The organism is Rhodococcus sp. TAF43 (genome assembly GCF_052113525.1).
In the GTDB taxonomy this organism is placed as follows: domain Bacteria; phylum Actinomycetota; class Actinomycetes; order Mycobacteriales; family Mycobacteriaceae; genus Prescottella.
Map to the genome: position 1 here is coordinate 1 of NZ_JBFRDL010000060.1, position 25893 is coordinate 25893.

The window sequence follows — 25893 nt, forward strand, 5'->3', positions numbered from 1 at the left end:
ACCTCGGCCTCGACGTCCTCGCCCACGCCCGCGGAGACAAGCCCGCCGACACCACCGAACCCACCGAGGAGGTCACACCCGCCCTGACCGCATAGCCCCGCGAGGAATCACGCGGCGACCTCGTTACACCACGCCTCTGGACTTGACCTAGTGCGGCGGGATGCCCCACAGCCAGAGCTGGTACACGATGTCGTAGTACCACTTCGGCACGAAGAAGTCGCCAAGCGGCGTGGGAGTGTTGTCGAGCATTGCTTCGCCTCCTTCGAATCCGGGGGGTGCGTCAGGGGCAGTGTCCGCCGATCCTCCCGACTCATTCCGACGCGAGCGCCAGGACCCTGGGCAGGCTCCCTTCAGCGGTTGCAGTAGCCACCTAGCCAGCACGGGGCGTGGTCTCGGTCGATCAATGGGTTACCGGTGGCCCGACCAGCGGCTCCCACACAAGCCAGGCCTGGTACAGCACGTCAAAGAGCCATCTCGGTATGAAAACGCCGTTGAGCGGTGCGAGGTCGTTGTCCATTGCTTCGTCTCCTTCAATCCAGGGGCAGTGTCCACCGAGGTCACACGGGATGCAGACGCGGAAGGTGTTGCGTTGTCCTCCCGTCGACTACAGGACGTAGACGGTTGCGATGCCCGGTGTGACGAACGAGCTGCCGGTGTGTACGACGACGACAACAACCTGCCCGGTCCCGGTCGGCAGGACCGCTTCCGGGTATCCGTCCGAGCCGCCCGACATCCGGGTGGAGCCGGAGGCTCCGCTCGACAGGTTCAGCCAGCACACTTCGGACAGTTGTAGGCACCCCGATCGGCCTTCTCGTCTGCGTTCCTCCGGACCGGCGATCGTCACCGCCCCGGGCTGTTCGCCGACCACGGCCACGCAGCGGACCGAGGGAAAATCGAAGCTTCCGTACGGGTCGATCTGGAACGGGACGGCGACAGTGGCGGAGGCGGCGGCCGGCGGCGCCAGAACCGCACCGGCCACGATCGCGGCGCAGGCGACCGATCGGCGAACGAAATCGATCATGGCGACCTCCAAGGGGGCCAGCAACCCCCGGATTTGCTGGCCCGCTGTCGTGCCCGTTTCAGTTGACCGGCACTCCAAACAGGGAGAGCACGTAGAAGAGCGGGGCCCATACTCCATAAAAAGCCCAAGCTGTTGCACTCATCTCGATCACCTCCTCAGGGGCAGTATCCGCCGAGAACGGGAAGTCCATGGGGGATCGGCCTCCCTGTGACGCGCTGAAGGCCGCGCAGACGACGGAGGGTGGCCGCTGGGTGCCCGCCGGCCCGTGACCGGACCGGCGAAGCGTGCCGTGGGGCGGCCCGCCGTGGTGCCCGTCCCGTGCCTGGTCTGACGGCGGTCTCGGCCGCTCGCAGCGTCGGGATGGTTTGCGGAGCCCGACCGTGTCGGGCTGGTTGGCAAAGCCAACGCCGGGCGGAGGCCGAAACCCTCCACCCCTCGATCACCGGAGACACCCATGCGCATCGTCGTCCAGTCCACCTTCCCCGGCCGCCGCCGCAACAGCCCGCGCGCCGACACTCTCTGCTCCGACCTCTCGGTCGCACCGGTGCCCACCGGCCTGTTCGTCGCCGACGAGGCCGGCATCACCGTCACCGTCGACGGAGGACACCCCATCCACGTGCACGCACTGGCCGCCATCGGCGCCGACGGTGACTTCGACGACCGGGTCCACCTCGTCGCCGCCGTGCCCGGACTGGGGACGATCCGCCGTTTCGGCGCCGTGGACCTCAGCGGCACCGTCGACGCAGCCATCACCCGCTGCGCCACCGACTTCGCCGTCGGCATCGCCGAAGCCGCGATGGACGCCGGCGTGACCGCCGAGCTCGTGGTCCTCGACCACAACGGCGGCACCCACCTCGCGACGACCTGCTGAGGAGCAGCCATGACGACCACCGACATGACCGGACGGCTCCTCGAGCTCGTCACCGCAGCCCGGAACGCGCTGACGCCGGCGACGGTCGAGCAGACCCCGACCGACGAACTCCGCGTACTCGACGGTGCGCTCGACGAGATCGAGCGACTCGCGAAGCTCCACCAGGGTGGTGAGGTCGCCTCGGCCGACGGGGCTGACCGCACGATCGAGCTGGCTCTCGCCGAGTACGTGCGCGGTATCTGGCCGGCCGCGGCCGCCGTCTACGCCGACCGCGACGGCGACCCGACCTGGGTCGTCGACGGCGACGATCTCGCCGTCGCGGTCGTGGTCGATCTCGGGGCGTCCTTCGCCACCCCGCTCCGGGAACTGGTCTCGCAGATGGGTCCGGAGCAGCTGGGGCGCTACCGCAACCCCTCCGCGTTCGCGTTCAGGATCACTCTCCCCGCTGTGGGCACCGTCACCGAGACGGCTGTCGGGGACATCGATGTGTCCGAATTCTTCGAGACGCCCGAGGACGAGGCTGCGGCGTTCGAGGAGCTCAGCGCGTTGTTCGAGGGGATGGAGCCGCCCGTGGCGTCCGAGGGATTCGCGGACCGGCCCGATGCGCCCAGGAGCACGACATGAGCGGTCGGCCGGAGCTGCGCGGCGAGGGTGTCGGTGACACCGAGCCCGAGCCGCGCGGTCTGCGCCGGCGGCAGTGGCCGTTGGTTGTCGGGTGCGTAGCAATGGTGATCACCCTGCTGCTGCAGGTCGGCACCGCGTTCGCGGTCCTGATGATGCTGCCGGATCGGGGCGACGGGTGGTGCGCCGCCGCGCGGGAGGCTGTCTCGCCGGCCGTCAGGAATGCAGGACTGCTCGCCGGCCTCCTGGCGGCCGCGGCAATCGTGGCGTTCATCGCCTGGTTATTGATCTGGGGATTGCGTGAGATCGTGAACGGCATCCGGCCACACGATGGCAGCAACTGTGACACCGTCGACGCCGACGAGTCGACGCCATGACCGATCGACGCTGCCTCCAGTGCGAGTGGCAGCCGGCCACCGACCGCGGACTGTGCGAGAGCTGCGGCGCGGTGCTCGACCGGCTTCTTCCAGGACGTGGCCACCGCCGCCGCAATCGCCGACCTCGGCCCACCCGGCGCTGTGAAACGCGGACGGAACGCGCGCTGGCCGTACGTTCCGATCCTCGAGCTCACCGGCGGCCGCACTCAGCAACTGCGCGGCCTCGCATACGCGACTCGCGGCGAGGCGGTCGCTCAGGCGGAGCGTGAGATCGAGACGGCCAGGGCGTCGCTGGCGAGAAGACTCCTCGTCTCCCGTCATCGGTCACTGCGGGAGCAGTTCGGATTGCCACGAGAGCTCCCCGAACCACCGGACGAACCCGACCCGCCGGAGGGGACATGACGACCGGCGCCCAGCACCGAGCTGAGCGCATCACCCCACCAGAACCCGCACTCTGCTTCGGACAAAGAAGGTGCGAACGGGCAACAATGTTCCGATCGATCGACCCGCATCACTCACCAGAAGACAAGGAGACACCTTGTGACAGATCTCGACCGCGCGCCCTATGCAGCACCGCTTCGGTCCACATGGACCTCGAACACCGGGGTTGCTCACAAGGCGTTCGAAGGCGACATCAATCGAGCGATCGCCGCACTCGGATCATCAGACAACGACGCCTTGCGTTGGGCGATCGTGCAGATGATCACGCCGACCCTCACCGAGGCGGATCTCGAGGACGGACGCATCCCGTACGTGACCGAATCCGGCGACGGAGTCGACTGGGTGGTCCTGTACCCCGACACCGGCACGGTGCTGGGAATCTGCGAGCACAAGCCGCTGGGCGCACCGGCGCATGGGGTGTGGGCCTCGCACAGCCTGCTCTTCGACGAGACAGCGGTGATCTGCGACGACGGCTACCTCGACGAGGTCGCCGCCAACCTCGCAGTTCTCGACAGCGAGGTGTTCACCAGGGATCAGTTGAACGGTCTGCGCTACTTCTCCTACAAGGCCGTCACCGGCGGAATGCGATCGTCGATTGACCAGGTGCTCAAGTATCGGGCCGACTACGGGGGTCGCTTCCCATGTCACATTCTCAGCGACCAGGGCTTGAGCGCTGACGAGATCTACCGCCATCGAGGCAAGGATGCGCCGTATCAGCCCTACCGCTACGTCGACGAGGCCTTCCCGGTTCACTCGACCGCGGACGCCCTCAACCGTCTCGCTGTCGCACTCGCGAGCGTCGAGCTCACACCGGCTGAGAAGTCGGACCTCACTCGGGTCGTCGACGCCATGTGGATGCGTGGTCCCGTCTCGATCGACCACGACCTCACCGACGCGGCGAAGGCCCTCGTGTCCGCGGTCGCCCGCGACGCCGGCTACAACAGCGAGGTCGAGTGGAGGAAACGCTGAACTCACCGCGACGCCGAGCTGGGCGCCGAGCTGCGCCGAGAAGTCGGTTGCGGTTGCGGTGACGGTGGGGGCGTCCCGTCTCTGCGAGATCAGCAGAGCCGCAGCAAACAGAAGGCACCCTGGCCGAATGGCCGGGGTGCCTTCTGTTCTTCACGCTATCGCGCGGACGCTGCGCCCTCGGGGATGAAGTCGCCCTCACCCACACTGAGGACCGCACCGGTCGTCGCGTCGAGGAGCGCCGACGCGACCTTCGACGAGCTCAGCAGGTCCCTCTCCTCGTCCGTGAGACCGTCCAGCAAACCCGAGTCCGGATCGTTGGCCTTGGCCTGCGCCTCCGCGAGGGCGGCAGCACTCGCGTCCGGTGCTCGCGGTGCCACCTCGCTCTGCGCAGCGTTGGCCGTAACGAACCCGACGCCCAGGACAGCGGCCGCGGCGGCCACCCCGAGGACCTTCTTCACTGACAACACAGACTCCCCCTCTGTAGCAATGGATCGGCAGATCCCATCGACCGTCCCCAGCTTGCGACCCGCTGCCGCCCCCACGCCGGCCGCGGCCACCGAACCCGCACTCTGCTTCATGCAGAGTGCGGGTTCTGTCTTTCCGTACTTCCACCATCGCGGCCCCGGTGCCACAGCGACGGAGTATCGCCGGACAACCGCCACTGAACGGCTGTACTGCGGCTGCTCAGCGGCGGATGCGTGGCGCGTACGTGGCGGCGGATACGCCGTTGAGCAGCCGCACACCATCCGCACACAGCTCGCACTAGACACACCGGGACGTACAACGAACAGACAGCCGCCGCAGATTCGCCACAGGGTGTCTCCACGGTGGCGGTTGTGTGGCGGTATCGCCACTTCGGCCACAGTGCGGCGGCTCTGCGGTGACACAGTGGCCGTAGAGCGGCAGTTCTACGGCAAGAGTGCGTCTGGTGTACGCACAGCGGCGGGTGACTATCCGCGCAACGTCCACTCAATGCCCCGGCTGTGGACGCCGTGCGGCGGTGCTGTCGCCTGAGAGTGTCCGCACAGCATCCGCACAGCGGCGTGTCTGTCGCACCGGCTGCACCCTGGGCGCAGTCGGGCCGCCGAGACGCCACCGGGACGCCGCTGGAACACCACTGCGGCGCCGCAGAAGCGCCACAACCCCGTGACCTGGGCTTTTGCAGACGCTCGTGGCGGCCGGCAACCCCGGCCGCACCGCTCCCGCGATTCTCTACGGCCCCTCATAAATGGCGTCGGCACCCGGCGAACAATTCCGGCAGCGGTGATCTCCATGCACAATCCGCATTTACGCGAATGAGACGAATTCCGGGCATTCAAAAAGCCCGTACTGCGCCCATTCCGGGAGCCATGCGCCCACCGGGAACCGGGGCCGGCTACAAGCGCTGCGCGCTGAATTCTTTTTCCGTCCCCGAGATACTCCCGCACCGATACGAAGCGGCTTCTGCGGCGCACGTGGGACCAGGTGAACCATGCACGGATGGGTGACCTGGCGACCCCGGACGCTACGCGCCGGAGCCGGTCGCAGAAGGACACTGCGACCTACCCACGTGCGCCGCAGAAGCCGCCCTGTTCCTGCCGTCCCGGCGCAAGATCCTGCAGCCGACCGTGGCTACCGCCACCGAGGCCGGCCGCCACGGACCCCGGCGCCGGGGTGGCGGCCGCCCCTGCCGTGGCCGGTCTGCGGGCAGACCCCGCAGCCGCTCCCGAGGCCGCTCACGCGACCGCCGCCCTGTGTCCCCACCGGGCGGCCACGCCGCTGCCTCCTGGCGCTGCCGGTGGCCGCCGAGGGCTGCTGCAGCCGCGGCTGAGGCCGCGGCGGTGACACCGTGTGGCAGCCACCTACGGCGGCCGCGCAGTCGTGACGTCACCCCCTTCCGGCAGGCCCCCTCGCGCGGCCCGTCCGAGGCCCTTCTGGACCGCTCCCGGGGACCGGTGACCAACCGGCTGTGGCACCTGCTGCGGACCCCTGTTCCAGACGGCGACGGCCGGTGACGAGAGCCCGTAGCGAGACGGTGTCCTGGCCCCACGTCCGCACGCTTGCGGCACCGCGCTGCCGCGGGCTTGTGTCGTCACGCCGACCGTCCTCGTGGCAACCGATCAGTGGCGGTGACGCCGAGGACCAGAAGACCCTGAAACCGGCTCGCGCTGTCGCGCGGGCTGTGACACCGCTCCTGCGGCGCGGGATGGTGACGCGCCTGGCGGCGCTGTAGCCGACGCCTGCCGTCGCCGGCCGCTGCGGCTGCGCGTCCCCGTGGGGCCCTCACCGATGCCTGCTTCTCTTCGATACGCGCTGACGCGCGGGCATCGGACCCACGAGACCGCTCCGCCTACGCGGATGGTGTCCGGCGGCTGACGCCACCTCCTGAGGCCACCACGGGACCAAGAGATGACCCGCGGCTGACGCCACGGGCGACGGCTGCGCCTTGCTTGGCACGGCCCGCTGGCGCGGTCCGCGTGACCCTGACGCCACCTGGCGGTGCGGTGGCCCCTCTCGCTGCGCTCGGCGGCCCCCGATCGGCCTCAAATCCCGCCTCCGGCGTATTTGCGACCGCTGCGTCAGTGATGTGCAACACACTACGCAAACCGCACCCGATTCTTACTGGGGAAACAGGAAAACGATGCCGTATTTGCGCCCCCCTGTTCTCGGGGTCTCTCGCCTATCTGCGAGGGGGCGCAAATACGGAGATCCAGGCCTGTTTCCCCATGTCGCCAACTACGCAAACTCCCCTCGCTGACGCTCGGAGCCGTTCGCTATGGCTCGAATCAAAAAGGGCATAAGGAGTCGTGACGCACTTCGGGTTTCGTTCGCTTCGCTCACTACACCCTTCGTTTGCCCGGCAGAGCCGGGACGACCTCCTCGGCTGGCGCCTCGTCGCCCTCGCTGCGCGAGGGTCCTTATCGCCGTCAGGGCTCTCTCGGGCGGCCGCGGGCGGCCTTCTCGTTCACTCCTGACGGCGCCCCCTGCGGGGTGCCCGCTCCGCCGCGGCCTGTCTCCGGTGCGGTGCTCGGCGCTGGCGCGCCTGCGACCCGTCCGGGGTGGTTGCTCGCTCGCTCCCAACCACTGCTGCCGCTGCGTCGTGCCGGCCTGGTTCGCGCCCCTGGCGCGCGGGTGGGCCGGCTGCCGGAGTGGTCGCCCTGCTGCGCTCCGCTGGCACGGCGGTCGTGTCACCCCCCGGTGACCGGGTCTCGTGGCTGGGGCAGCTCGCTCGCTCGCTACCCGGTTCGACGCGACCCGGTCGCGAAGGATGTTCCGACACTGCTGCCGCAGTGCTCGGTGGCCCGGCGGCGGCGCCGTCGGTGACGGCTCCGGGGATCTGGATGCCGCCGGGGACGGCTCGCTCGCTGTGCTCGGGCGGGGTCCATGTGCCCGTGGCCGGGGCACGGTGGCGGGCTTCGGTGATGGTGCCTGCGGGTCGATCTGGCACCTCTGTCGCGAGGTGATCCGGCACGAGTGAATTGGTGACGTCACGGCCCCTGTCGGGTGGCCTGGTTCGGCCACCCCGGTGGCGCTCGCCGGCCGGGTTTCGGCGGGGTGGTGAGGGGGCTGTGCGCCCCTGGAATCCGGGTCGGTGTGGGAGCGGTGGACACTCGCGGGGTGAGCACCCGGAGGGTGCTGCGGGGGCGAGCACGCCACCGCTACGAGTCCGGGCGTGATCACACTTCTCGCGGGCTGACCCGTGTCGAATCAGCGGTGTTGTGCTCGGCATTGTCCGAGTGGCTGTGACGGTGAGGCGGGGCTGTCGTGAGGGCTGCCGGTAGTACGTCTGTGCCAGGTATCCGGGCCTGGATCCGCGGGCGATACGGCGGTGCTTTCTCCGTGGCCGTACGACTCCACGCGGTGTCGGCGGGGTGTCGTGGAGGGAAACTCGATCTCGTTACTTCGGAAGAAGTTTCGGGGACTCTGTGAATATTATTCGCGTCGCAGTATTTTCGGTTCTCTGTCGCCGTCGCTTCGATTCTCGCCGCCACTCTCATGCTCTGACACCGGGATGCCGCCAGGCGTGGCGCGTTCTCTGTTTTCGGTGCGGCGGCGAATCGCCCACTGGCTATTCGTAACCGAGGTTCCTGGATTGTTCCTCGGAAACTCCCACCCCATGGATCGGGCGCGGGAACACGGTCAGGGCAAGGTGCGGCTCGGATCGGCGAAAACCCTTACCTGGAAAGAAATTCCGCGCTTTCCTCTGTTGCGTATCGGTGTTGGGTGCTACACCAGAAGGAGGGCCACGAGATCTGAATGAGGATCGAGGGAATCCGTCATGGCCGACATGACATGTTCACGCGCAGTGCTGCTGCACCTCGATGCAGCGGCGCTCACTGACGACCAAAAACTGCTGCTCGAGCGTTCCGCCGGTACCTCTCGCGCGGTGTACAACTGGGGTCTGACCGCCATCAACGCATGGAATGGGCGGCGGTATGCATGGTTGCGTGAGCGTGCCCACGCGGTCACCCGCACAGAGGGCGAGGCGCAGACCCTGCTCGGCGATGCGGACTGGCGCAGGGGGGCGCTGCTTCAGGCGCCCGAGGAGCTGCGTCGGCGTCCCAACAGAACCTCGCTCGGTCGTCGGCTCACCGAGCTGAGCAGTGATCAGGGCAGCCGGTTCCACTGGTGGCATGCAGAGAACCATGGAGTCTCGCGGTTCGTCGTGAGCACGGCACTCGGCGATCTCGATGCTGCGATTGCGCGCTACTGGGATCATCTGGGGGCGTCGACCCGCCCATCACGCGAGCCACGAAAGGACGGCCGCCCCGTCGGATGGCCACGGTTCAAGAAGAAGCATCGTTCGAAAGATTCGTTCGCGATCTTCAACCTCAGCGTCACCAGTCGCGGCGACGATCCGTGGAAGATGATCGACCAGGGGCACCGGATTCGTATTCCCAACCTTGGTTCGCTGCGGGTACACGAGAACACCCGTCGGCTGCGTCGCTGGATCCAGCGTGGTGCTATCCCCAAATCTGCTCGATTCGTCCGGCGCGGCACCAGATGGACGGTCAGTATCGTCCTCGAGATTCCCGCCGAGGTGATTCCGGCGCCGGTAACCACCCGGCGGCAGCGGGCCGCCGGAGCGGCCGGTGTCGATGTGGGAGTGCATTCGCTGGTCGCGCTGTCGACCGACGAACTGATCGGCGGCTACCCATCTGCCGCCTTCTGGCGGCGTCTGCGCCGACTCCAACGGCACGCCGCCCGGAAGCGCGGCCCCACCCACGAGCAGGGCCCCTCGGCAGGATGGGCGGAGACCACCCGCAGGATCGCGCGGTTGCAGCACGTCGACGCGGTCCGACGTCGAGGTCGTTTGCATGAGGTGACGAAACGGATCGCGACCAGATTCGAGACGGTCGGAATCGAAGATCTGGCGGTGGCCGGGATGACAGCCGCCCCGCACCCCAAACCCGACCCCGACCACCCGGGCAGCTTCCTGCCGAATGGTCGGCGAGCCAAGGCCGGCCTGAACCGGTCGATCCGCCGCGCCGCTTTCGGGGAGATCCGTCGACAACTTCACTACAAAACGTCGTGGTACGGCGCATGCCTGGTCATTGTCGACAGGTTCGCGCCGACTTCGAAGACATGCTCAGGCTGCGGCGCAGTAAAAGCCACGCTGTGTCTGTCCGAGCGTGTGTATCGCTGCGAGCGGTGCGGCCTGGTCCTCGACCGTGACCTCAACGCTGCCCGCAACATCTGTTCACTCGCCCTCACCCGGTCGGCCGTGGATACGGACGACGTTAAAAGCTGCGACACCCCAACACCGAGCCGGTCACGGCCGACCCGGCGTTGGGGTCCGGCAGACCTGCCGAAAGGTAGGCCACAGAGGCCAGCAATGGACCTCCCGTCCCCACCCCCGTGATACCGGGAACTGCTCGGGAATCGGTGCAGTCAGTCGAGTGCATCGCACCCGCGTGTACGGGGACGGTCCCATGACGTTCTCGAATATCATGCAGGCCTCGGCATCTCGCCCGCGTGTACGGGGACAGTCCTATAGACAAGCTCTGCTCGGAGAGCGGAGCGACAGCAGACCCCAGACCGGCGTCGTCCTAGATCAGGTTCGAGGTAGCCTCGCATGTATGGCCACGTCACGGCAGTCGGACCTGGACGCCGCCAAGAGGTTTATCCGCGACTCGCTCGTCGTGGTCGACTTGACGGAGGTCGCCCGGATGCTGGCACCGACCGCTGCCTCGACCCGCAGTGTCGCCCAGAAGCACCGCGCGGCAGGCGAACTGATCGGCCTGCCCGTCGGCGCCCGCCCGGACTACCTGTACCCGGTCTTCCAGTTCGACACCTGCCGGCACAAGATCTATGACGTCGTCCGTCACGCGAACCGACGCCTCTTCGTCGACAAGGACCCGTATGGCGCCGCGAGCTGGTGGCTGACCGCGACCGATATGCTCGACGGGAACAGTCCGCTCGAGGACCTCGAAGCGGGACAGCTCACCGAGATCGCCGTCGACAACGTGATCGACGCTGCCCGGCGAGGTATGTGAGCCGGTGAGGACGTACCGTGTTGGACAGCCCTTCATAGGGAAACTGTCCTGCGGAAGCTGACCGGGGTGTAGATCGTCGACGGCAACGACATGTGGACCGCGCCGGGCGGCGAGCGGGGCTGTGCGCCGACGGAATTCGGTCGATATGGGAGCGGGCGACCTCGTCAGTCTTGTTCGTTGCCGGGACGTCTGTCGGCCCACTGTTCTCCGGTCGGCCCGAGAGACCGGGCGACGTCGTTGAGGTCTATCACCGACTGCTCGATGTCCGCGTGGTGAAGCCGATGATCGAGTTCGGCGTAGAACGAGTCCTCGGAATCGAGAGCGCGACGGTCGTATTCACGAAGCCGAAGGAGGTCATCGATGGGGATCAAGGCGGCCAACGGCTGATCGTTCGCGCCGATGACCATCGGTTCTGGCAGACCTTCAGCGAAGCGGGCGATCATCCCCAGAACCAAACCGGGAGCCTGCTCCAGGGGAATGAGGTTGAAGGATCTGTCGGCGTTCTCGACGGCCGGGTCGTGATTGTTGGTGTCGGGCATGGTGTTCTCTTTCGGTGTTGTGTCACAGCCGAGCGTTGAAGTCGTGAATTGGTCGGAGGTCAGTGACACTCGGAACCGCCGGATCGATAAGGTTTCCGACTCGACCAAATCCGACCACAGGGGTGGCCTTAGTATTCTGCAGGCCCCTGCGAGCGGTAGACCAGGGCCAGTGCAAAAGGCAATAGGGGGAGCTGAGGGCGGTGGCCTCGGTTCGTGACCGAGGCCACCGTCGGTGTAGATGTTGAGCAGGTGCCAGAACTAGTCGGCGGGAATCGTTCGTTGACAGGCTCAGTGGGAGCGCTCACGCACCTGCTCGACGGCCGCCGCGATCGGCATCGATACCACCGGGCCATGGCCCGGCAGGATGGTGTCGGCCTCGCCGACGGCGAGGTCATCAAGGGCTTCGATTGTGTCCCCGTGACCGTGGTCGAAGACCGGCGGGAGCAGCTGCGGACCGTGGATCTTCGACAGCGGATGCTCGGTGACCAGGGCATCGCCGGTGACGATGACGCCGTGCAGCGGCAGATGGAACGCGGTGTGCCTGGAGGTGTGGCGGTGAGTGGTCACCGGCACGGGGCAGCCCGGTAGATCCAGACGATGACCGGGTGCGATGGCTTGCGCGTTCACCGGCACCGATTTGGTGGCCCTGCGCGGGCGATGTGCAGCAGCCGTGGCAACACTGCGTGCTGGTGCAGCTTTGGGATGAAGTCCTTGCCCGTGGCCTGTTCGAGGTATTCGCGACCGACTATCAGGCCATCATCGACAATGTGTCGACGTCCGGGGCACAGCTACTTCCCGGACGCCTTGGAGTTGATCGTCAACGACCAGAACTGAGTCACCAGGGCCGTGCGCATCGGCGTACGGCCCTGGCCATGCAATGACCGGACCGATCGCACTCCTGTCGCCCGGCCCACGTCTGGGCGGCAGGATCTCGGCTGTGCCAAATGGAGGAAGAGCATGACCACCAACGATGACGACGACGCACGCGGCGTAGCCGCGTGGTCCCGCCTCAAGCACATCGGAGCGCACGAAGGCAGCATCGGCTGCCGACCGGAGCCGTCCGAGCTCTGCCTCGACGAGGTCGAGCGCGTCTGCGAGCGTGCATGGAAGTACAGCCGGGCAGATTTCGAACCCGGCCCCTCCGTTGAGCTCAAGCGCAGCCAGTGGCGCGAAACCTGCGCCCTCGCCGGTTCGATAGCGGAATCGCTCATGCTCAGCGCCGCCGCGTATCTTGAGGCCGTCTGGCACCAGCGCGCCATCCAGTCGAAGACGGAACCTGCGGGCATGGCCCTCGCCCAGCGCTATCTCGCTGAGAGCGCCATCGATACCGCAATTGAGGTCGGGCACCGGCTGACCAACTTCGTCGTCCGGGTGGGCCGAACCGCTCCCGACGCTCAAGCCAGCCTCGTTACGCTCACCCGGGTTGGGACGCTCGGCCCCACATACGTCCCGTTCGCCACCGACGACAGCGACGCGTGGCTCTCGCTCAACAAGGACACGGTCAAAGGCCTGAGGAAGGCTCTCACTCCTTCGCTTCACGCCGCCTCGCTCGAAGCGCTCCGCGAACTGGCGCTTTCACCGGAATGGGTTGCGGCGTTCGAGATCCGGGCCGAGAACTTCCACCGATGGCGCAAAGAACATGAGTACGTGACCGGAGTCGACGCCGACTCAGGTAACGGCCGAGACCTCTACGACGCGGCAGGTAACCATACCGGTCGCGCAGTGGGAGGCCACGGCCGCCGCCACAAGATCAGCGACGGCCTCACCGAGAAGACGACGATTGTCGCCGGCGAAGCCATCCTCCGGATCGCACAAGCCTTCGACGTCATCCTCACCAACACAGTCGGAACCGTGCTCCCGAAGCAGCACAACGGATTCACTGTCGACATCGACAACCCGAAAGGTTTCCGGATCCACCGCGTGCAGCCTTCAACGCCGTAAGTGTTACGGAACGTCGGTGTACTCCGCGTAGATTCTGCCTTCGAAGACCCCGAACTCGATCGAGCTCGGGAACAATCTCCGGTTGTCGATCTGGACGAGGCTTTGGTGCATGGCGATGGACTCGACAGCCCAGCTCCGAAGTCCCTCCGGGAGTCGGAAGTATCTGCCGTCGGTACACCGTACGTACGGATGACCGGAACCGTCGATGAATCCACTTCCGCTCACACCGACGGCGGCGACATCGAGCACGAGGCCGACCTCCTCGGCCGACGAAATCGTGGGTGGGTGGAGCATCTCCGCAGAGGCGATGGCCTTGCGCAGTTCATCGGCCTGTTCCGGAGTCAGTGAGTGTCGAGGCGTCGTCACGACTGGAAACGATAGTCCCAGCGTGGTCCGGTGCCACCCGGTCGGCGGACTTTGGAAGAGCCCTGCGAATCAATCCTTGTCCCGGGCATCTCGCGGCTGCTGGGGACACAACCGTTTCGAACGTCGAGGATCGAACTACGATGCCCGGCATGGCCCGTAGATCGAAGCAGCCGAAGCGGCGGCATGCCGGCACACTGTCGAAGCGTGACCTCAAAGAACTCGAAGAGCTGCAACAGAATCCGCAGCGACTCGAGAAGATAGTTTGGGGCCTGCAAGCTCGCAAGGCGCACGGCGTAGCGGACCAATCCGAATTGGACAGGTTGGCAAGATTGGAAGCACTGCGCGAGCCCAGGCTGGAAGCCATCAGGAGGCGCAATGAAGCAACCAGCAACAGCCTGACCGACGCCGCGCACGCGACATCGAATCCGTCGGACATCCGCTTCGTCAGCGGGGGCGCACCAGGTCTCGGTCGGCGTCGCTGATCGGCCCGCCGCTGCGATGGTCCAGCGCGCCCGAGATCGTCGAGAGCAGACGGAGATCGCGTCGCGTGAATGACACACTGGCGATCATGCTGGGTTGGGATATCGCCGTCATCAGACCACATGAACCGCTCCTCGGGCCGGACGACCCGCGCCTGGGCCCGAGGATTCTGGGAGGCGACACCCTAGCCAGCTGGTCCGCAGGTCTTGGTGGACTCAGTTGGCTCGACGAGCAGGCGTCATGCCGGCAGCTGCGGGGTGGCGGCTACCCGAGCGTCTACGCGGTGCCCGCCGCCGTCGTACTCAACGGAGTGGATCTGGACTTCGTCCACGCTCGCTACCCGGAAACCGTTCCATCGCTGGACCYGTCGGCTGTCATCGCGGTTCCGTCGAGCGAGTGGCTTCTGGTCGAAGCGTGGGACCAGTCGTAAGCATCAGGTACTGTCATGGACCGCAGGGGGGCGCGGCGAGCGCTACGGCATCAGGCGGAGGGAATCACGCGGAACACCCCGCAACCATTTCCGTACTCGCTCGTCTGGAACTTCGCCACCGCCGTCCCGGTTTGGTCGAGCACGCGGAACTCGTCGAAGTCCACCACCGGCTGCGGCCCGGGGCAGCGGTGACCCAGGTCAGTCGAATCGGGTAGCGACAGGAGGATCTTCTGGACTTCAGCGCCGCCGGGGATGATGACCGGCGGTGGAACGAGGTCCCCGGTCATAGCCTTGCGAGGGGCATCGGGTGCCAACTGATCGCCATCCCCGTTCGGGTTATGCACGTAGTGGCAGCGAAGAAGGCTCACCGGGGTGGATGAGTTCTGCTTGAAGGTGAGCAGCCATTCCCGCCCGAACAGGCTCGCGTCGTCGCCGTACACCTGCGTGGCGGCACAGTCCCCTGAATCCGCTTGCGGCCCGCCGACTATCGATTCCGCCTCACTCGCAGCAGGTTCCGCGGTCGAGCTGCCCGAAGAGCAGCCGACCAGAAGAAGTGGGCCAACTGCCGCCGCAATTGCCAGCCCCGTCCGCGCGGTGATGTTCATGTGTAGAGACGGTAGGGGACACGCTGTCGTATCCGTCGCTTTTCTACCGAACGGGATCACGGCTACCCCAACCGGCCAGTCGCACCGGCTCCGGGACGGATGCCACGACGGACCGCCCAGCGGTCCGGTAGTAGACCCGCTCACAGACCCCTTCGGTAATGCCCTCGGGACCCCGACGCTTAGGCTGAGACCGCGATCAAGCCGGGGGGCGAATGCGATTGGTTGCCTCCCGCGTCCACAGCAGGGCATAGGAGGGGACCATCATGGACACATCAGCAAGTCAGGCACTCACTGGGGACATAGCGGCAGTCAAGCCCAAGGGCTACTGGGTCAGTGTCTACCGCACCATTTCAGATCCGGAAAAGCTGGCTGCTTACGACAAGCTGGCTCGTCCGGCCGTCCAGCTCGGAGGCGGACGGATCCTCTCGCGTGGCGTTCAGGTCGTCGCCCACGATGCCGGCATCGCCGAGCGCACCATCCTGATCGAGTTCGACAGTTTCGAACAGGCCGTCGCGGCGCGCGAGAGTGAGGCCTACCAGGAGGCGCTGGCTGTCCTCGCCGACGGCGTCGAGCGTGACTTCCGCATTATCGAAGGTCTTGCCTGATCGGAGACCTGTCGGATCCGGCGAGCCGCCCGCACGGGGCCTGGCCGCGGTCCCGTTCTCCGGTTGGAGTCGCCGCGAGAAGCGAGGACCGGATCCTCGGTCGTCGCCTAGTACGAAGGGGGGATTGATGGGAAAGGAAATCACCGTCGGTGATCGCGGAGAAATATCGAGTGACCATGGCGCGGGGTGGGGGAGGCGGATTTCGGCGTGATGCGATGCCATGCCCGGTCGAGAGGGCACTGCCAGGGCTTGGTTGGCATAAAAGCCGTTTTCGGCACGTTGTATCCGCTTGCGCAGCACCCAAGAACAACGAGCCCGAGGTGTCGGTACGTTCGAGAACGAGCCGCATCGACGCTTCTCCGCGCAGGTGCCAGCGCCTACCTCGCGCGCCGTCGGATTCTGTCGCTGGTGTAGGGCGCGCGGTACATGATGAGCGTTCACTCCCTCCTTGCGGCTGATTGTCCGCATCGGGAGATAGAGTCGCTGAACTTGCTAGGTGGCGCACGGCCATTTCGAAAGGCGGATTGATGGGCAACAAAAGGGCCGAGGTCATCGACATCGGCGTCGACGAACTGGCACTGTCGCTTGTAGGTTGGCAGGTAGAAGACGCTCAAGCTCGGCTCGTGACCAAATCGGATGATACGACTAACCACGAGCAGCGCGTTGCTTTCTCTGCTACCTTCCGATTTCTGTCCGAGGACTGGACCGACCGCTTCAAAGGCAGCGATGGCGGTGACTATGCCTCGGAGGTTTTCCTCACTTTGAACCGGCGCGACACTCCTGCCCCCTCGAGCAACTACCAATGGGTCGTCCTTGAGAAGATCAAGAAGGCCAAGAAGGGCCTGATCCGCGTATCCGCCAAGAGTGACACCTGGACCTGCCGCGAGCCGCTGGCCGCGAAAGACCTCGATCTCCGTCTGACGGCCTACGATCTCGACGACGTTTCGGACCTATATATCAACTCGAAGCTCACACTTCCCAGTCCGACGACTTCACTTGAGATCACGGTGGTGGACGAGACCAGCGTCGACGCTCCTCACGCGAAGGTCGCCGTCGCGAACGCTTACCTGTCAAAGGGTGACTACAGGACGACACTGACCGTGCACGCCGAAGGCACCTTCGATTTCGGCAGCGCGGAGGATCTTCTCAAGGCGCACCTGAGCCGGCGCGATTGGGAAGACGACGGATCCACCGTGAAGGACTCCGCGCCATTCGAGGTGGACGTACCCGAGATCAGATTCGAGATCCTGGACGACACCGGGTTCCTGCTCGATGGCCGAACCTGCACGTTCTATGGGCACATCCCGGTCGACGACCGGGGGAACGCCCCCCGCCGCCAGCCTCGGTGGATCGGCCGCGACGTCATCGACATCGAGGACCTGCCAAGTGATCCGCACCGGGTCGTCGTGCGCGTGACCGACGGCGACGCATGAGCGAGCTGGCCCAGCACCTGGCAGCGTTGCAGGCCCGGCTGGTCGACGAGCACAAGCAGGCCCCCGGCCTGTTCGGGGAGATCGCTCGAATGGAAGACCTGCTGGCCGACACCTACCGCAACCGAGTGCCCTACGAACTGCTGCAGAACTCGGACGACGCCGGATCCACCATCATCACCATCACCGGACTCGGCGGCAGGACCTGGTCCTGGGCGAACAACGGCCGACCCCTCACGTTCGCAGATGCCGAGGCACTGTGCAGGAGTGCAAGCTCGACCAAGCGCCGAGGCGGTGACTCGATCGGATACCGCGGCATCGGATTCAAGTCTCTCGCCGCGATCGCTTCGCGTGTCGATGTCCGGTCCTCCGGCGTGGCCTTCTCATTCGACCGAAACGTCACCGCCCAGTTGCTCGGCGAACAGTCACCTTCTGCAGTCCCTCTGATCCGGATCCCGTGCGAGATCCGCAGCGCCGACAGGACCGACGGCGCAACTTTCACGATCTCCGGACGCGACGGCGCTGATGCTCCGCTGGACGCCATCGACCCGACAAGCCTGCTGTTTCTCCGCCACGTCGACCGCGTGGACATCAGCACCCCCGAACGGGCCGTCACCATCAGCGTGGATCGCGACGACTCGGGAGTGACGCTCCACGACCAAGCCGGAGCCGCGAGATTCGGGCTGCTCCAGTACGGGACCGCGACGATCGCAGTCCCCCTCGACGCACGCGCCCAGTCGCTCACCGGACTTCGCGGCCGCCTCGCTTGCGGCCTGCCGCTAGACGACGAACCGGGCCTGCCCGTGGCCGTGTCCGGAGACCTGCTGACCGATCCATCGCGCACGCACGCCGTTGTCGGGGACGAGTCCACTCAACAGGTGCTCGCGGACGCCGCCTCCGCCATCGCACACGAGCTGACTACGCCAGAGGCTCCGTTGTTCCAGCGGCTCTGGGAGTTGGTCCTGGAAGGCGAGGACCTCCGCTCCCTCTTGGTGTCCTCACACGCGACAGCGAGCAACGCACTACTCGCTGCCCTCCAACGCGCGATGAAGTCCCGGCCGAAGCCGTTCGCCTACTCGCCGATACCTTTGACGACTGACGATGTCACCTGCATCTTCCCGGCAGGTGCACCGGTGGCGCTGTACACGAAGAAGAACCAGCCCAGCGCACGCGCGCTGAAAGCCGTCCTGGGACTGGACACCCTCAACCTCCAGCAGCTCGTCGACGAACCTGTGGTCGAGCAGCTGTCCGACGATTTGATCGCGCACCTGGGCACGCACCTCGGCGAGATGGCCCGTAGCTACGGCAGACAGCTCACCGCCGCTGAGCAACGCGTCGTCGACAGGGGGCCGGCCTCGTCGCCGCTGCCCTCCCCGCCGATCGTCGCCCAGCGCCCCGCAGAAGTTGCGCGCCAAGGAGATGTACCCCCGGCGGTGGAGCCTCTGGCAGACATCGTCTCCCGGTGGCGCACTGCCGAAGTCGCGACCATGGAGTACCTCAACGGCCGCGGCTGGCGCCTCGAAGACGTCAGCGGACAGAACGTCGGGTACGACCTCTCCGGCAGCAACCCTGCCGGAGAGCCCGTGCGAATCGAGGTCAAGAAGGTCGACCACGCGGATGCGCGGTTTGCCATGACGAACAATGAGATGTCGCTGATGCTCGCCTCCCCAGGCGGTTACCTGCTTGCAGTGCTCATCGGTGACGGCCGCTACGTCAAGCTTATGATCGTCGACCCCAGCAACGAAGGACTGCCGAAGGAGCGGGTCTGCCGCAGATGGGACTGGGAGTTCACCGACTGGGCACGCTTCGCAACGGTCGTCGACTGACTGCGGCCGGGCGATCGCCCGGCCGCAGCCTCCATAGGATTCGAGGGTTCGTGTTCGTCGGGTTAGTTAGCTGAGTTTCGGTAGCGATGTTGAGTTTCGGCGAGGTGGAAGCAGCCTGGGCAGACGTGTTTCGCGGAGTTGATCATCCGCTACGGCTCCGCGCAGGGAACACCTCACGATGGGAGCCGAGGAGGTCGGCGCCAGGGAGTGAGCGATCAGCCGCTCTTGCAGGCAGGACAGCCCGCTCTGGCTCGGACGCCGGGACCCGGACAGCAGCGGTGGTGGTAACAGCGGGGGAGCTGACGAGACCGTTAGCGGCACCTCGACTTCCGCCGCCTCGAGATGTGAATGACGCCGGGTTACGGGGTCAGGGCAACCCGATGCCCAGCCCGAATTGCTCGTGGAGCGCGTCGGCCACGACATCCTGACCCTAGCCCGGTGCGGAGAGGTCGCTGGTGTCGACGATGTCGAGGACGAGCGGCTGGTGTCGGTGTCGCAGGCGGGCCCACGCCGCCTTCCCCGCGTTCGATCCAGACTGTGGCGCACCGCCTGTACGTGGTCAAGGCATGGAAGCTGACCGAACGGAGCGCACGAGACCTCTCCCTCGCGGCGGCCGCGCGTGATCTGGTGGAGCTCTCGGTGAGCGAGTCGTCCTCGAGTCCTGCGACCAGGACCACGAAGACAACCGCGTGATTCGGGAGGCGTTCGGCGCCGACGCGCCGTTCACCTACCACCACGACCGCCTGAACAATCCGCTGTTGAGGATCCCCGACAGGGATGCTTCCTTGCACCAAGGCGATCCGGGACGACGGCCACGTCGCACTGGCGGAGTTGACCGACCGCAAGGCCCGCACCGCGGTCACACAGACTTCCGGCCCGCCATCGGGTCCGCARCAGCCCACGGTGCTGCGTCCGGTGAACAAGAGTCTGGGCCATCTTTGACAACAGAGCCCTGCGCTTGTCGCGATGGCCAGGCGTGCGCCTCATCACCCGCGAATTGTCGTCACGGTACCCGCCGCGTACCCGAACTCAATGCCGGAGGCATCCTGAAACTCGTCTCCGCAGAACAGTGTCGACATGCAGTTTCGGGATGAACTTATGTGACGTCGCGAACTGTGGTGATCACTCGCTGTCGCCCGGCCCTCACCGTGTGTCTCACTTCCAAGGTTTTGGGATTTCAGTTCCAGCTCAACTGGCATACTCCCAGGTGCCATCGGGCGGAGCGGCACCGGGAAGTTTCCGTTCAATTCGGGTGAAGTTTGGTGTAAATTAGTAAGGTGCTTGAGAATGTGATTATTAAACCGGCTGCATGGTGTGAATACGAGTATCGACGGTGTCCCGACGGGTGTCAGATTGAAGTCGCGGAAAATAGGCTTCGCGAGGCGCATCGGCGTTGGCATGAGTGTGCCGATTCGTACAGCGATCCGGATGATTTCCGGGATGGGCTGAATTCTGCCATTCAAGCGCTGAGGAATGTCACCTTCGCGCTTCAGTCGGAAAAATCGAGAATCGATGGCTTCGCCGAGTGGTATTCAAAAGAGCAGGAATCGATGAAACAGGACCCTGTTCTACGCTGGAGCCTTGACTCTAGGAACACTATCGTTAAGCAAGGTGAACTCAATACTCTTTCTCGACTCAAGGTGACCTTGGTTCCTTCCTACGGGGAAGAAGCTATGGCAGTCATGGGTGAGCAATTGACTTGGGAAGAACTTCGCACTGCCAGCCTCGGTTCGATTCTCCAAAACCCGGTGAATGCACCTGTCGAGTTGACGGTCGAGGAAGTGCTGGAGGGTCTGAATGAGCTCGATATCCCAATGAGCATTCGACAAGGGGCGAGTGTAATTCTGGAGCATCGGTGGGTGGACGAGAAGATGCCGGAGTACGAACTACTCTCCCTGTTGGCGCATGCGTATGGACGTCTGAGCTCCATTCTCGCGAGGTGCCATGAGCTCATGGGCATGAGGACGTACCGGGTTTCGGGTGGCACGAGGGGAGAAGCCGTGGCATGGAAAGCCGAGATCCTGAAGGATCAACCCCTGGACGGGAAATTGCCATGTATGGTCTCCACTCGACATCACCGCATCACCCGGTTTCGACTAGTGGATGGAACCGAAGTGAAGGAGTATCGAAATTGGAAGGCGGATTACGACCCGGAGGTCGCTGACCAGGTTCGCGAGAGTCGCATCTATGGTGATCTACCCGAGCTTCCACGTCACGCACTGGGCGGGATGCAGAGCGACGACCAGTTGGCTCGCACCGTTGAAACCTATGCTGAAATGGCGCGAGGAATCCTCCGGTCTGGTCAAGACCACGGGTGGTTCACCTACTACTTCCGCCGGGGCTCTTGTATGGGTGGACGAGTCCACATGACTGTCGACACCCAAGGAAAGCATGCAATATCTGCAGACATAGCGCGGGCGGCACTGGAATACGATGCAGATGCCCTCGTGATGATTGGTGAAGTGTGGACTTCTCCGATGCAGCGCACGATTGACGGCGCCTACGTTCCCCCCTCGCTGCACGCAGAGCGTACTGAGGCCGTGGCAGTGACGGCAATCTCCAGGTCAGGAGCCAGCGCCGGTGGCCTTCTGAGCTTTCGTGTCCTCAACGGTGAACCACCACATCGTAATGTCGAGATTGGTGAGTTCTCCTTACAGTCAAACGCTACTTTCGGGGATGGTCTGCTATTGCCCACCCGCCGGGCGTGGGGGCTCGTCGAAGCAGACGTGCTGACAGGGGAGTCGTTCTGGCGCGCACAGGCAGTGGGCCGAGGGCCCGACGATCGGAAGCCGGATTCACGTCGGCTGTAATCGACCGTTTGTGGCCGGCGAATCGGCCGATTTGCCGGCCACGGTGTGACTCGCGGTGATAGGTGGCGGTGTTCTCGCACCGTCGGATGGCGGTTCCTGCGCTGGTTGCGCTCGAACGTGTTGCTGAGATCTGTCCGGCAGGACGATCCGTCGACCGGACGCGATACCCCCGAGCGCAGTATCCGGCAGACCGACTTCGAGATCGGCTGACAAGAGTCGGTCAAACCCAGCAACGACTGGTACGCTCAGTGACCTTGAGCCGTTTCGCATGGCTTCACCTGAGTCACCGTGCGCCCGCATCGCACACGACGTCTGAGGGCAAGGTCCACGGGATCTGCGACATTCATCCAACGCACTTATCGCGCGTGTAGTGGATGCGGGCTGCTGTACGCGCTGAACAGTGGTTGGAGGACCCCATGACGAAGAATTCTGCGCGTAAGCGTGCTGCCCGCAAGCACAAGGACCAGGCTGACGTCAGCTATCGCGAAGGGTTGGCGATGGCCGATTCCGAGCACGCCGCCGCAACGAACCCGTATGCCGAGCTTGCTGAGGAGTTCAAGAGCGTTACCGAGTTGCTCCGTGAAGCGGTCGACGGCGACACACAGTTGACGGAACATGAGCTCGCCGTTGATGAAGGGGCCGGACACGCATTCGAGGTGACCATCCCCGAGGTCACCGAGGGGCCGATCGACGTCGTGGCAGTCACCCACGACTTGGCGACCCTCATCGTCGACGAGCACGAGGAATTCGACGGCGGCACCACTATCGGCGAGGTGCGAGTCGAAGCAGATGTCGAGTGGGAAGCGTGTGTCTACAGGGCGGACTACTCCGGCGCCTCCGACGATGTGCCTTGGAACGTGATCGACACCGACTGGAACGATCACTATGTCCGGGTGAGCGGGACGCTCCGCGCCGAGCTGATCTACCACTACGTGGCCGATCACGGAGCGCAGACCGTCGATGACCTCGCCATCCAGGGGATGGAACAGTTGTCGGCAACTGCGACTGCGTAAGTCGCGGACACTCGCACCTGCCCGCCGCCGGCTTGGTCCGACAGCCACGAGGCTCGATGGGCTCGGGCCGGCCTGGTATCGGGACGGGTGCGCGTGGACAGTCAGATCCGCGACGTAGCGTGCCGGGCCGATTCCATCTAGATTCGGCCCGGCACCGCCCTGCTGTCGAACATCCGGGTCGACCATGATGTCGTCGGTGCGAGAGTCAGTGTCAGTGCGGCTGTCATCGCTGCGCCTTCTCCCTCGATGGCTAGTGCGGCCCGGTCAACCAGGGCCGCAGAGGCGGGGCGATCATGAGGCATGAAGAACGAGCTGACATGCGCGAAGTGCGGACATCACGAGTGGTGGGACGACGGCAACCATTTTGGCGAGCGGACGGACTTCGATCATCACGTATGCGGCAGCCCGCAGCGGTACGCGATGTGTGGCAGCGAGTGCGATCACCTCTTTCCCGGTTGCGCGAAGCTGCCCGAACACCCCTCGTACCGCCCGGAAGCAGTGACCAGCGCGGTCGCGGCCGGCGGCCGCGGAAGCGAGGTGACTCGTGAACGACAACGGACCGGGCGCGCTTGAACAGCACGCCTATCTTGACCTTCGCCAGGGCCGGTGGTGCCGGGAGTATTTCGCAGTGAGGTCAATGGAGCGCAATATGACACAGATGTGACACACAATTGGGCAGTGTCGAGCTGTTGGAACAGGTCATTCGAGAGGCAAAGGCACTGACCAGCGGAAATTTTGTCTGGATTTCGTATTTGTACCCGCTCACTTCTTGAAAGCGAGCGTGGCGTTAAACCCACCGGGGGTTCAAATCCCTCCGCTTCCGCCACAGCCCCTCACCTGTTTCGGCAGGTGAGGGGCTTTTTTGTGCCACCGTCACGTCGGTGTCGAATCGGTGGCGAACCGGTCCTGGGTGGCCGCCCAGCTGGCGAGGAGTTGCAGCGCGTCGGGGGTCGGGAACGTTCGGGTCGAGGATCTGCCGGATCCGACACTGCAGCAGCCGTCCAACGCGATCGTGCGGATCGTGCGCACGTGCGTCTGCGGATCCGACCTGCACCCGTACCACAACCTGCCCGCGACACCCGGCGGTACGCCGATGGGGCACGAGTTCATCGGGGTGGTCGAAGAGGTCGGTGGGGAAGTGTCGACGCTGAAGAAGGGCGACTTCGTGATCGGCCCGTTCGCCTGGTCGGACGGAACGTGCGACTTCTGCCAGGAGGGTCTGCAGACGTGGCGCCGCCACGGCGGGTTCTGGGCCGGGAACGGGATCGGCGGCGCGCAGGCCGAGGCCATCCGGGTACCGMTGGCGGACGGCACCCTGGTAAGGCGAGTTCAGCGGTCGACGGGTGCTACCCGGAGTCGGTTACCGTCCAGATCCGCGGCCACGAACGTCAGCCCGAATACGTCCTCGCATGGTTCCTCCAAAATCTCGACGCCCTTGTCCAGCCACTCGTCGTAGATCTCTCGGATCTTCGGGCTTCCACCTTCGACCAGGAGCCCGACCTCGAACGCCGGGACCGAGGGAGCGTCGGCCGTTCGAGTCTTCCCTCCCCACAGTGCGAGAACGACCCCACCACCCAGGTCGAAGATCGCGTAACGGTGGCTGAGCATCTGAGCTTGCATGCCGAATAGCTCGCCGTAGAACGCCGCCGACGAGGCGGTGTCGCTGACATAGATCAAGAACTGATTGGGCAGGCGCATGCGATGTCCTTTGCTCGGCGGAATATGACGGCCGTCGTGTGCCCGTCCGACCGGAACCAAACCCGTGATGGACGCAGATCACTCGGCGGAGGGTAGGCCGCGTGACCACGCTAGGTTCGACAGCAGCGATACGTCCAAGAGCTGGTTCGTCTCGCAACTAGAATCAACGGTTATGGAACTGCGCCAGCTGCGGTACTTTCTGGCTGTCGTCGACGAGGCGAACTTCACCAGAGCTGCGGATCGACTGCATGTCGCGCAACCGGGTGTCAGTGCGCAGATACGCCACCTGGAACGCGAACTGGGGCATGCCCTTCTGGACCGCTCGGGGCGAACGGTGACACTGACCGAGGTCGGTGCCGCTGTACTTCCCTACGCGCGCGCCGCGGTGGCTGCAGCATCGGCGACGCGCGATGCGGCCGATGCGGTGGCAGGCCTGGCGCGCGGGCACGTCGGTATCGGCTCGGTGCCCTCGGCGGCACTCGACCTCGTCGAACTGCTGGCAGACTTCCACGCCCGCTACCCAGACATCGAAATGACCATGACCGAACAGAGTTCGGAGGCCCTCCTGACGGAGGTCCGCACCGGACGACTGGACCTGGCTTTCGTAGGCCTGGCCGGGGACTCGCCGTCGGGTATCGCCTGTCGAGTCATTCGCGAAGAGGAGCTCGTGGCCGTCGTCGCCCATACCGATCCACTGGCAGAGAAACCCACAGTCTCGCTTCGCGAGCTCACCGCGCGCCCACTGATCACRCTGCCGCGCGGAACGGGGATCCGTTCTGCTCTCGACGCAAGCTTCGCCGAGACCGGCCTGCCCGCGCACATCGCCTTCGAGGCCAGCGATCCACAGGTCGCGGCTCGACTCGCACACCGAGGACTCGGAACGGCGATCCTGCCGGCATCCGAGGTCTCGCAGGACGATGCCGGAGAGCTGATCCGCACGGTCGCGATCACCCCGCGAGTGTCGGCCCGTCTTGCTCTGGTGTGGCGAGCGCATGGGCCGCTGAGCCCCGCAGCGGGCGCCCTACGCGCGCTGGTCACAGTGCGAGCATGATGCGGCTCATCTCGGACGGTCTGCATCTGGCTGAGATCCATCACGCAATAGGAGACAAGCCCTAGCTGTACCTGGCCATCAGGTTGGTTGCAGTCGGCTGATCGGTGGGAGTCCTCCGAGTGCGCTGTGGCGTCGTCGAGTGTTGTAGTACTCGAGCCAGGGTGCAAGTGCGTSGGCGCGTTCGCTGTTGCTGGTGAAGACCTGACGGTAGGCCCACTCGGTTTGCAGGGTCCGGTTGAGGCGTTCGACCTTGCCGTTCTGCCACGGGCAGTGCGGTCTGATGAACTTCTGCTTGATCCCGTGTTCGGCGCAGACTGCGCGTA

The 25893-nt window shown here is 65.3% G+C and carries 26 protein-coding genes and 1 pseudogene; 19 read left to right on the forward strand and 8 right to left on the reverse strand.

Annotated elements, in window-relative coordinates; all coding sequences use genetic code 11:
• Positions 1 to 604 precede the first annotated feature (604 nt).
• On the reverse strand, positions 605 to 1021 hold the full coding sequence (locus AB4Z09_RS25725) for a hypothetical protein (protein ID WP_181818914.1): 417 nt from the start codon (positions 1019 to 1021) through the stop codon (positions 605 to 607).
• 454 nt (positions 1022 to 1475) lie between these two features.
• On the opposite strand from AB4Z09_RS25725, the gene AB4Z09_RS25730 reads away from it, so the two are divergent.
• The 5 genes from AB4Z09_RS25730 to AB4Z09_RS25750 all read left to right on the forward strand — a co-directional run bounded on the left by AB4Z09_RS25730 (position 1476) and on the right by AB4Z09_RS25750 (position 4300).
• Positions 1476 to 1892 carry a hypothetical protein gene (locus tag AB4Z09_RS25730; RefSeq protein WP_429518965.1) on the forward strand — a complete coding sequence of 139 codons (417 nt, stop codon included), beginning with the start codon at positions 1476 to 1478 and terminating at the stop codon, positions 1890 to 1892.
• 9 nt (positions 1893 to 1901) lie between these two features.
• Positions 1902 to 2516, forward strand: coding sequence for a hypothetical protein (locus AB4Z09_RS25735; RefSeq protein ID WP_429518961.1), 615 nt, complete (start codon positions 1902 to 1904; stop codon positions 2514 to 2516).
• Entirely contained in the window at positions 2513 to 2890 is a 378-nt protein-coding gene (locus AB4Z09_RS25740) for a hypothetical protein (protein ID WP_429518957.1), read from the forward strand. Before AB4Z09_RS25735 ends, AB4Z09_RS25740 begins: the two co-directional genes overlap by 4 nt.
• A 96-nt stretch (positions 2891 to 2986) precedes the next feature.
• Positions 2987 to 3292: a hypothetical protein gene (locus tag AB4Z09_RS25745; protein ID WP_429518955.1), complete on the forward strand. Its 306-nt coding sequence runs from the start codon at positions 2987 to 2989 to the stop codon at positions 3290 to 3292.
• 138 nt (positions 3293 to 3430) lie between these two features.
• Positions 3431 to 4300 carry a hypothetical protein gene (locus AB4Z09_RS25750; protein WP_429518953.1) on the forward strand — a complete coding sequence of 290 codons (870 nt, stop codon included), beginning with the start codon at positions 3431 to 3433 and terminating at the stop codon, positions 4298 to 4300.
• A gap of 155 nt (positions 4301 to 4455) precedes the next feature.
• Here AB4Z09_RS25750 and AB4Z09_RS25755 read toward each other — a convergent pair whose 3' ends face one another.
• The gene (locus AB4Z09_RS25755; RefSeq protein WP_147283579.1) at positions 4456 to 4764 is read right to left on the reverse strand and encodes a hypothetical protein; all 309 of its coding nucleotides are present in this window, start codon (positions 4762 to 4764) and stop codon (positions 4456 to 4458) included.
• 3794 nt (positions 4765 to 8558) lie between these two features.
• On the opposite strand from AB4Z09_RS25755, the gene AB4Z09_RS25760 reads away from it, so the two are divergent.
• Entirely contained in the window at positions 8559 to 10142 is a 1584-nt protein-coding gene (locus tag AB4Z09_RS25760; RefSeq protein WP_442240999.1) for an RNA-guided endonuclease InsQ/TnpB family protein, read from the forward strand.
• A 217-nt stretch (positions 10143 to 10359) separates the two neighbouring features.
• Positions 10360 to 10776, forward strand: coding sequence for a hypothetical protein (locus tag AB4Z09_RS25765; protein WP_429518948.1), 417 nt, complete (start codon positions 10360 to 10362; stop codon positions 10774 to 10776).
• A gap of 164 nt (positions 10777 to 10940) precedes the next feature.
• Here the strand turns inward: AB4Z09_RS25765 and AB4Z09_RS25770 are convergent, their stop codons facing one another.
• Together AB4Z09_RS25770 and AB4Z09_RS25775 are read right to left on the reverse strand one after the other, a co-directional pair.
• On the reverse strand, positions 10941 to 11384 hold the full coding sequence (locus AB4Z09_RS25770) for a hypothetical protein (protein ID WP_442241000.1): 444 nt from the start codon (positions 11382 to 11384) through the stop codon (positions 10941 to 10943).
• Positions 11385 to 11603: 219 nt separating this feature from the next.
• The gene (locus AB4Z09_RS25775; protein WP_442241001.1) at positions 11604 to 11888 is read right to left on the reverse strand and encodes an MBL fold metallo-hydrolase; all 285 of its coding nucleotides are present in this window, start codon (positions 11886 to 11888) and stop codon (positions 11604 to 11606) included.
• A gap of 384 nt (positions 11889 to 12272) precedes the next feature.
• On the opposite strand from AB4Z09_RS25775, the gene AB4Z09_RS25780 reads away from it, so the two are divergent.
• Entirely contained in the window at positions 12273 to 13256 is a 984-nt protein-coding gene (locus AB4Z09_RS25780; RefSeq protein ID WP_429518939.1) for a hypothetical protein, read from the forward strand.
• Between the two features lie 3 nt (positions 13257 to 13259).
• Here the strand turns inward: AB4Z09_RS25780 and AB4Z09_RS25785 are convergent, their stop codons facing one another.
• Complete coding sequence (locus tag AB4Z09_RS25785; protein WP_429518935.1) at positions 13260 to 13622, reverse strand: hypothetical protein; 363 nt, start codon at positions 13620 to 13622, stop codon at positions 13260 to 13262.
• 140 nt (positions 13623 to 13762) lie between these two features.
• Here AB4Z09_RS25785 and AB4Z09_RS25790 point away from each other — a divergent pair, with 140 nt between their 5' ends.
• Together AB4Z09_RS25790 and AB4Z09_RS25795 are read left to right on the forward strand one after the other, a co-directional pair.
• Positions 13763 to 14104 carry a hypothetical protein gene (locus tag AB4Z09_RS25790; RefSeq protein WP_442241002.1) on the forward strand — a complete coding sequence of 114 codons (342 nt, stop codon included), beginning with the start codon at positions 13763 to 13765 and terminating at the stop codon, positions 14102 to 14104.
• A gap of 65 nt (positions 14105 to 14169) precedes the next feature.
• Positions 14170 to 14532: a hypothetical protein gene (locus tag AB4Z09_RS25795; protein WP_442241003.1), complete on the forward strand. Its 363-nt coding sequence runs from the start codon at positions 14170 to 14172 to the stop codon at positions 14530 to 14532.
• 50 nt (positions 14533 to 14582) lie between these two features.
• Here the strand turns inward: AB4Z09_RS25795 and AB4Z09_RS25800 are convergent, their stop codons facing one another.
• Positions 14583 to 15137, reverse strand: a complete 555-nt coding sequence (locus tag AB4Z09_RS25800) for a hypothetical protein (protein ID WP_442241004.1) — start codon at positions 15135 to 15137, stop codon at positions 14583 to 14585.
• 263 nt (positions 15138 to 15400) lie between these two features.
• Here AB4Z09_RS25800 and AB4Z09_RS25805 point away from each other — a divergent pair, with 263 nt between their 5' ends.
• The 8 genes and pseudogenes from AB4Z09_RS25805 to AB4Z09_RS25840 form a co-directional block, all read left to right on the forward strand.
• Positions 15401 to 15742 (forward strand): DUF1330 domain-containing protein, encoded by a 342-nt coding sequence (locus AB4Z09_RS25805; RefSeq protein ID WP_429518920.1) that lies wholly within the window; start codon positions 15401 to 15403, stop codon positions 15740 to 15742.
• Between the two features lie 527 nt (positions 15743 to 16269).
• Positions 16270 to 17175 (forward strand): hypothetical protein, encoded by a 906-nt coding sequence (locus AB4Z09_RS25810; RefSeq protein ID WP_429518916.1) that lies wholly within the window; start codon positions 16270 to 16272, stop codon positions 17173 to 17175.
• Entirely contained in the window at positions 17172 to 18998 is a 1827-nt protein-coding gene (locus AB4Z09_RS25815) for a sacsin N-terminal ATP-binding-like domain-containing protein (RefSeq protein ID WP_429518912.1), read from the forward strand. The genes AB4Z09_RS25810 and AB4Z09_RS25815 overlap by 4 nt, the downstream gene beginning before the upstream one ends.
• 537 nt (positions 18999 to 19535) lie before the next feature.
• Positions 19536 to 19691 carry a hypothetical protein gene (locus AB4Z09_RS25820; RefSeq protein ID WP_442241005.1) on the forward strand — a complete coding sequence of 52 codons (156 nt, stop codon included), beginning with the start codon at positions 19536 to 19538 and terminating at the stop codon, positions 19689 to 19691.
• Positions 19692 to 19775: 84 nt separating this feature from the next.
• Entirely contained in the window at positions 19776 to 19940 is a 165-nt protein-coding gene (locus tag AB4Z09_RS25825; RefSeq protein WP_429518907.1) for a hypothetical protein, read from the forward strand.
• Between the two features lie 335 nt (positions 19941 to 20275).
• Positions 20276 to 21808: a hypothetical protein gene (locus tag AB4Z09_RS25830; protein ID WP_442241006.1), complete on the forward strand. Its 1533-nt coding sequence runs from the start codon at positions 20276 to 20278 to the stop codon at positions 21806 to 21808.
• A 416-nt stretch (positions 21809 to 22224) separates the two neighbouring features.
• Positions 22225 to 22821, forward strand: coding sequence for a hypothetical protein (locus AB4Z09_RS25835; RefSeq protein ID WP_442241007.1), 597 nt, complete (start codon positions 22225 to 22227; stop codon positions 22819 to 22821).
• 910 nt (positions 22822 to 23731) lie between these two features.
• Positions 23732 to 24115 (forward strand): annotated as a pseudogene (locus AB4Z09_RS25840) (alcohol dehydrogenase catalytic domain-containing protein); the annotation flags it as partial.
• Between the two features lie 35 nt (positions 24116 to 24150).
• On the opposite strand, the gene AB4Z09_RS25845 reads toward AB4Z09_RS25840, so the two are convergent.
• Positions 24151 to 24519: a VOC family protein gene (locus AB4Z09_RS25845; RefSeq protein WP_114723792.1), complete on the reverse strand. Its 369-nt coding sequence runs from the start codon at positions 24517 to 24519 to the stop codon at positions 24151 to 24153.
• A 172-nt stretch (positions 24520 to 24691) separates the two neighbouring features.
• Here AB4Z09_RS25845 and AB4Z09_RS25850 point away from each other — a divergent pair, with 172 nt between their 5' ends.
• The gene (locus AB4Z09_RS25850) at positions 24692 to 25570 is read left to right on the forward strand and encodes a LysR family transcriptional regulator (protein ID WP_174914334.1); all 879 of its coding nucleotides are present in this window, start codon (positions 24692 to 24694) and stop codon (positions 25568 to 25570) included.
• A gap of 78 nt (positions 25571 to 25648) precedes the next feature.
• On the opposite strand, the gene AB4Z09_RS25855 is transcribed toward AB4Z09_RS25850, so the two are convergent.
• Positions 25649 to 25893 (reverse strand): integrase core domain-containing protein (locus AB4Z09_RS25855; protein ID WP_442241008.1); only part of this gene is annotated, 245 nt, incomplete at its 5' end.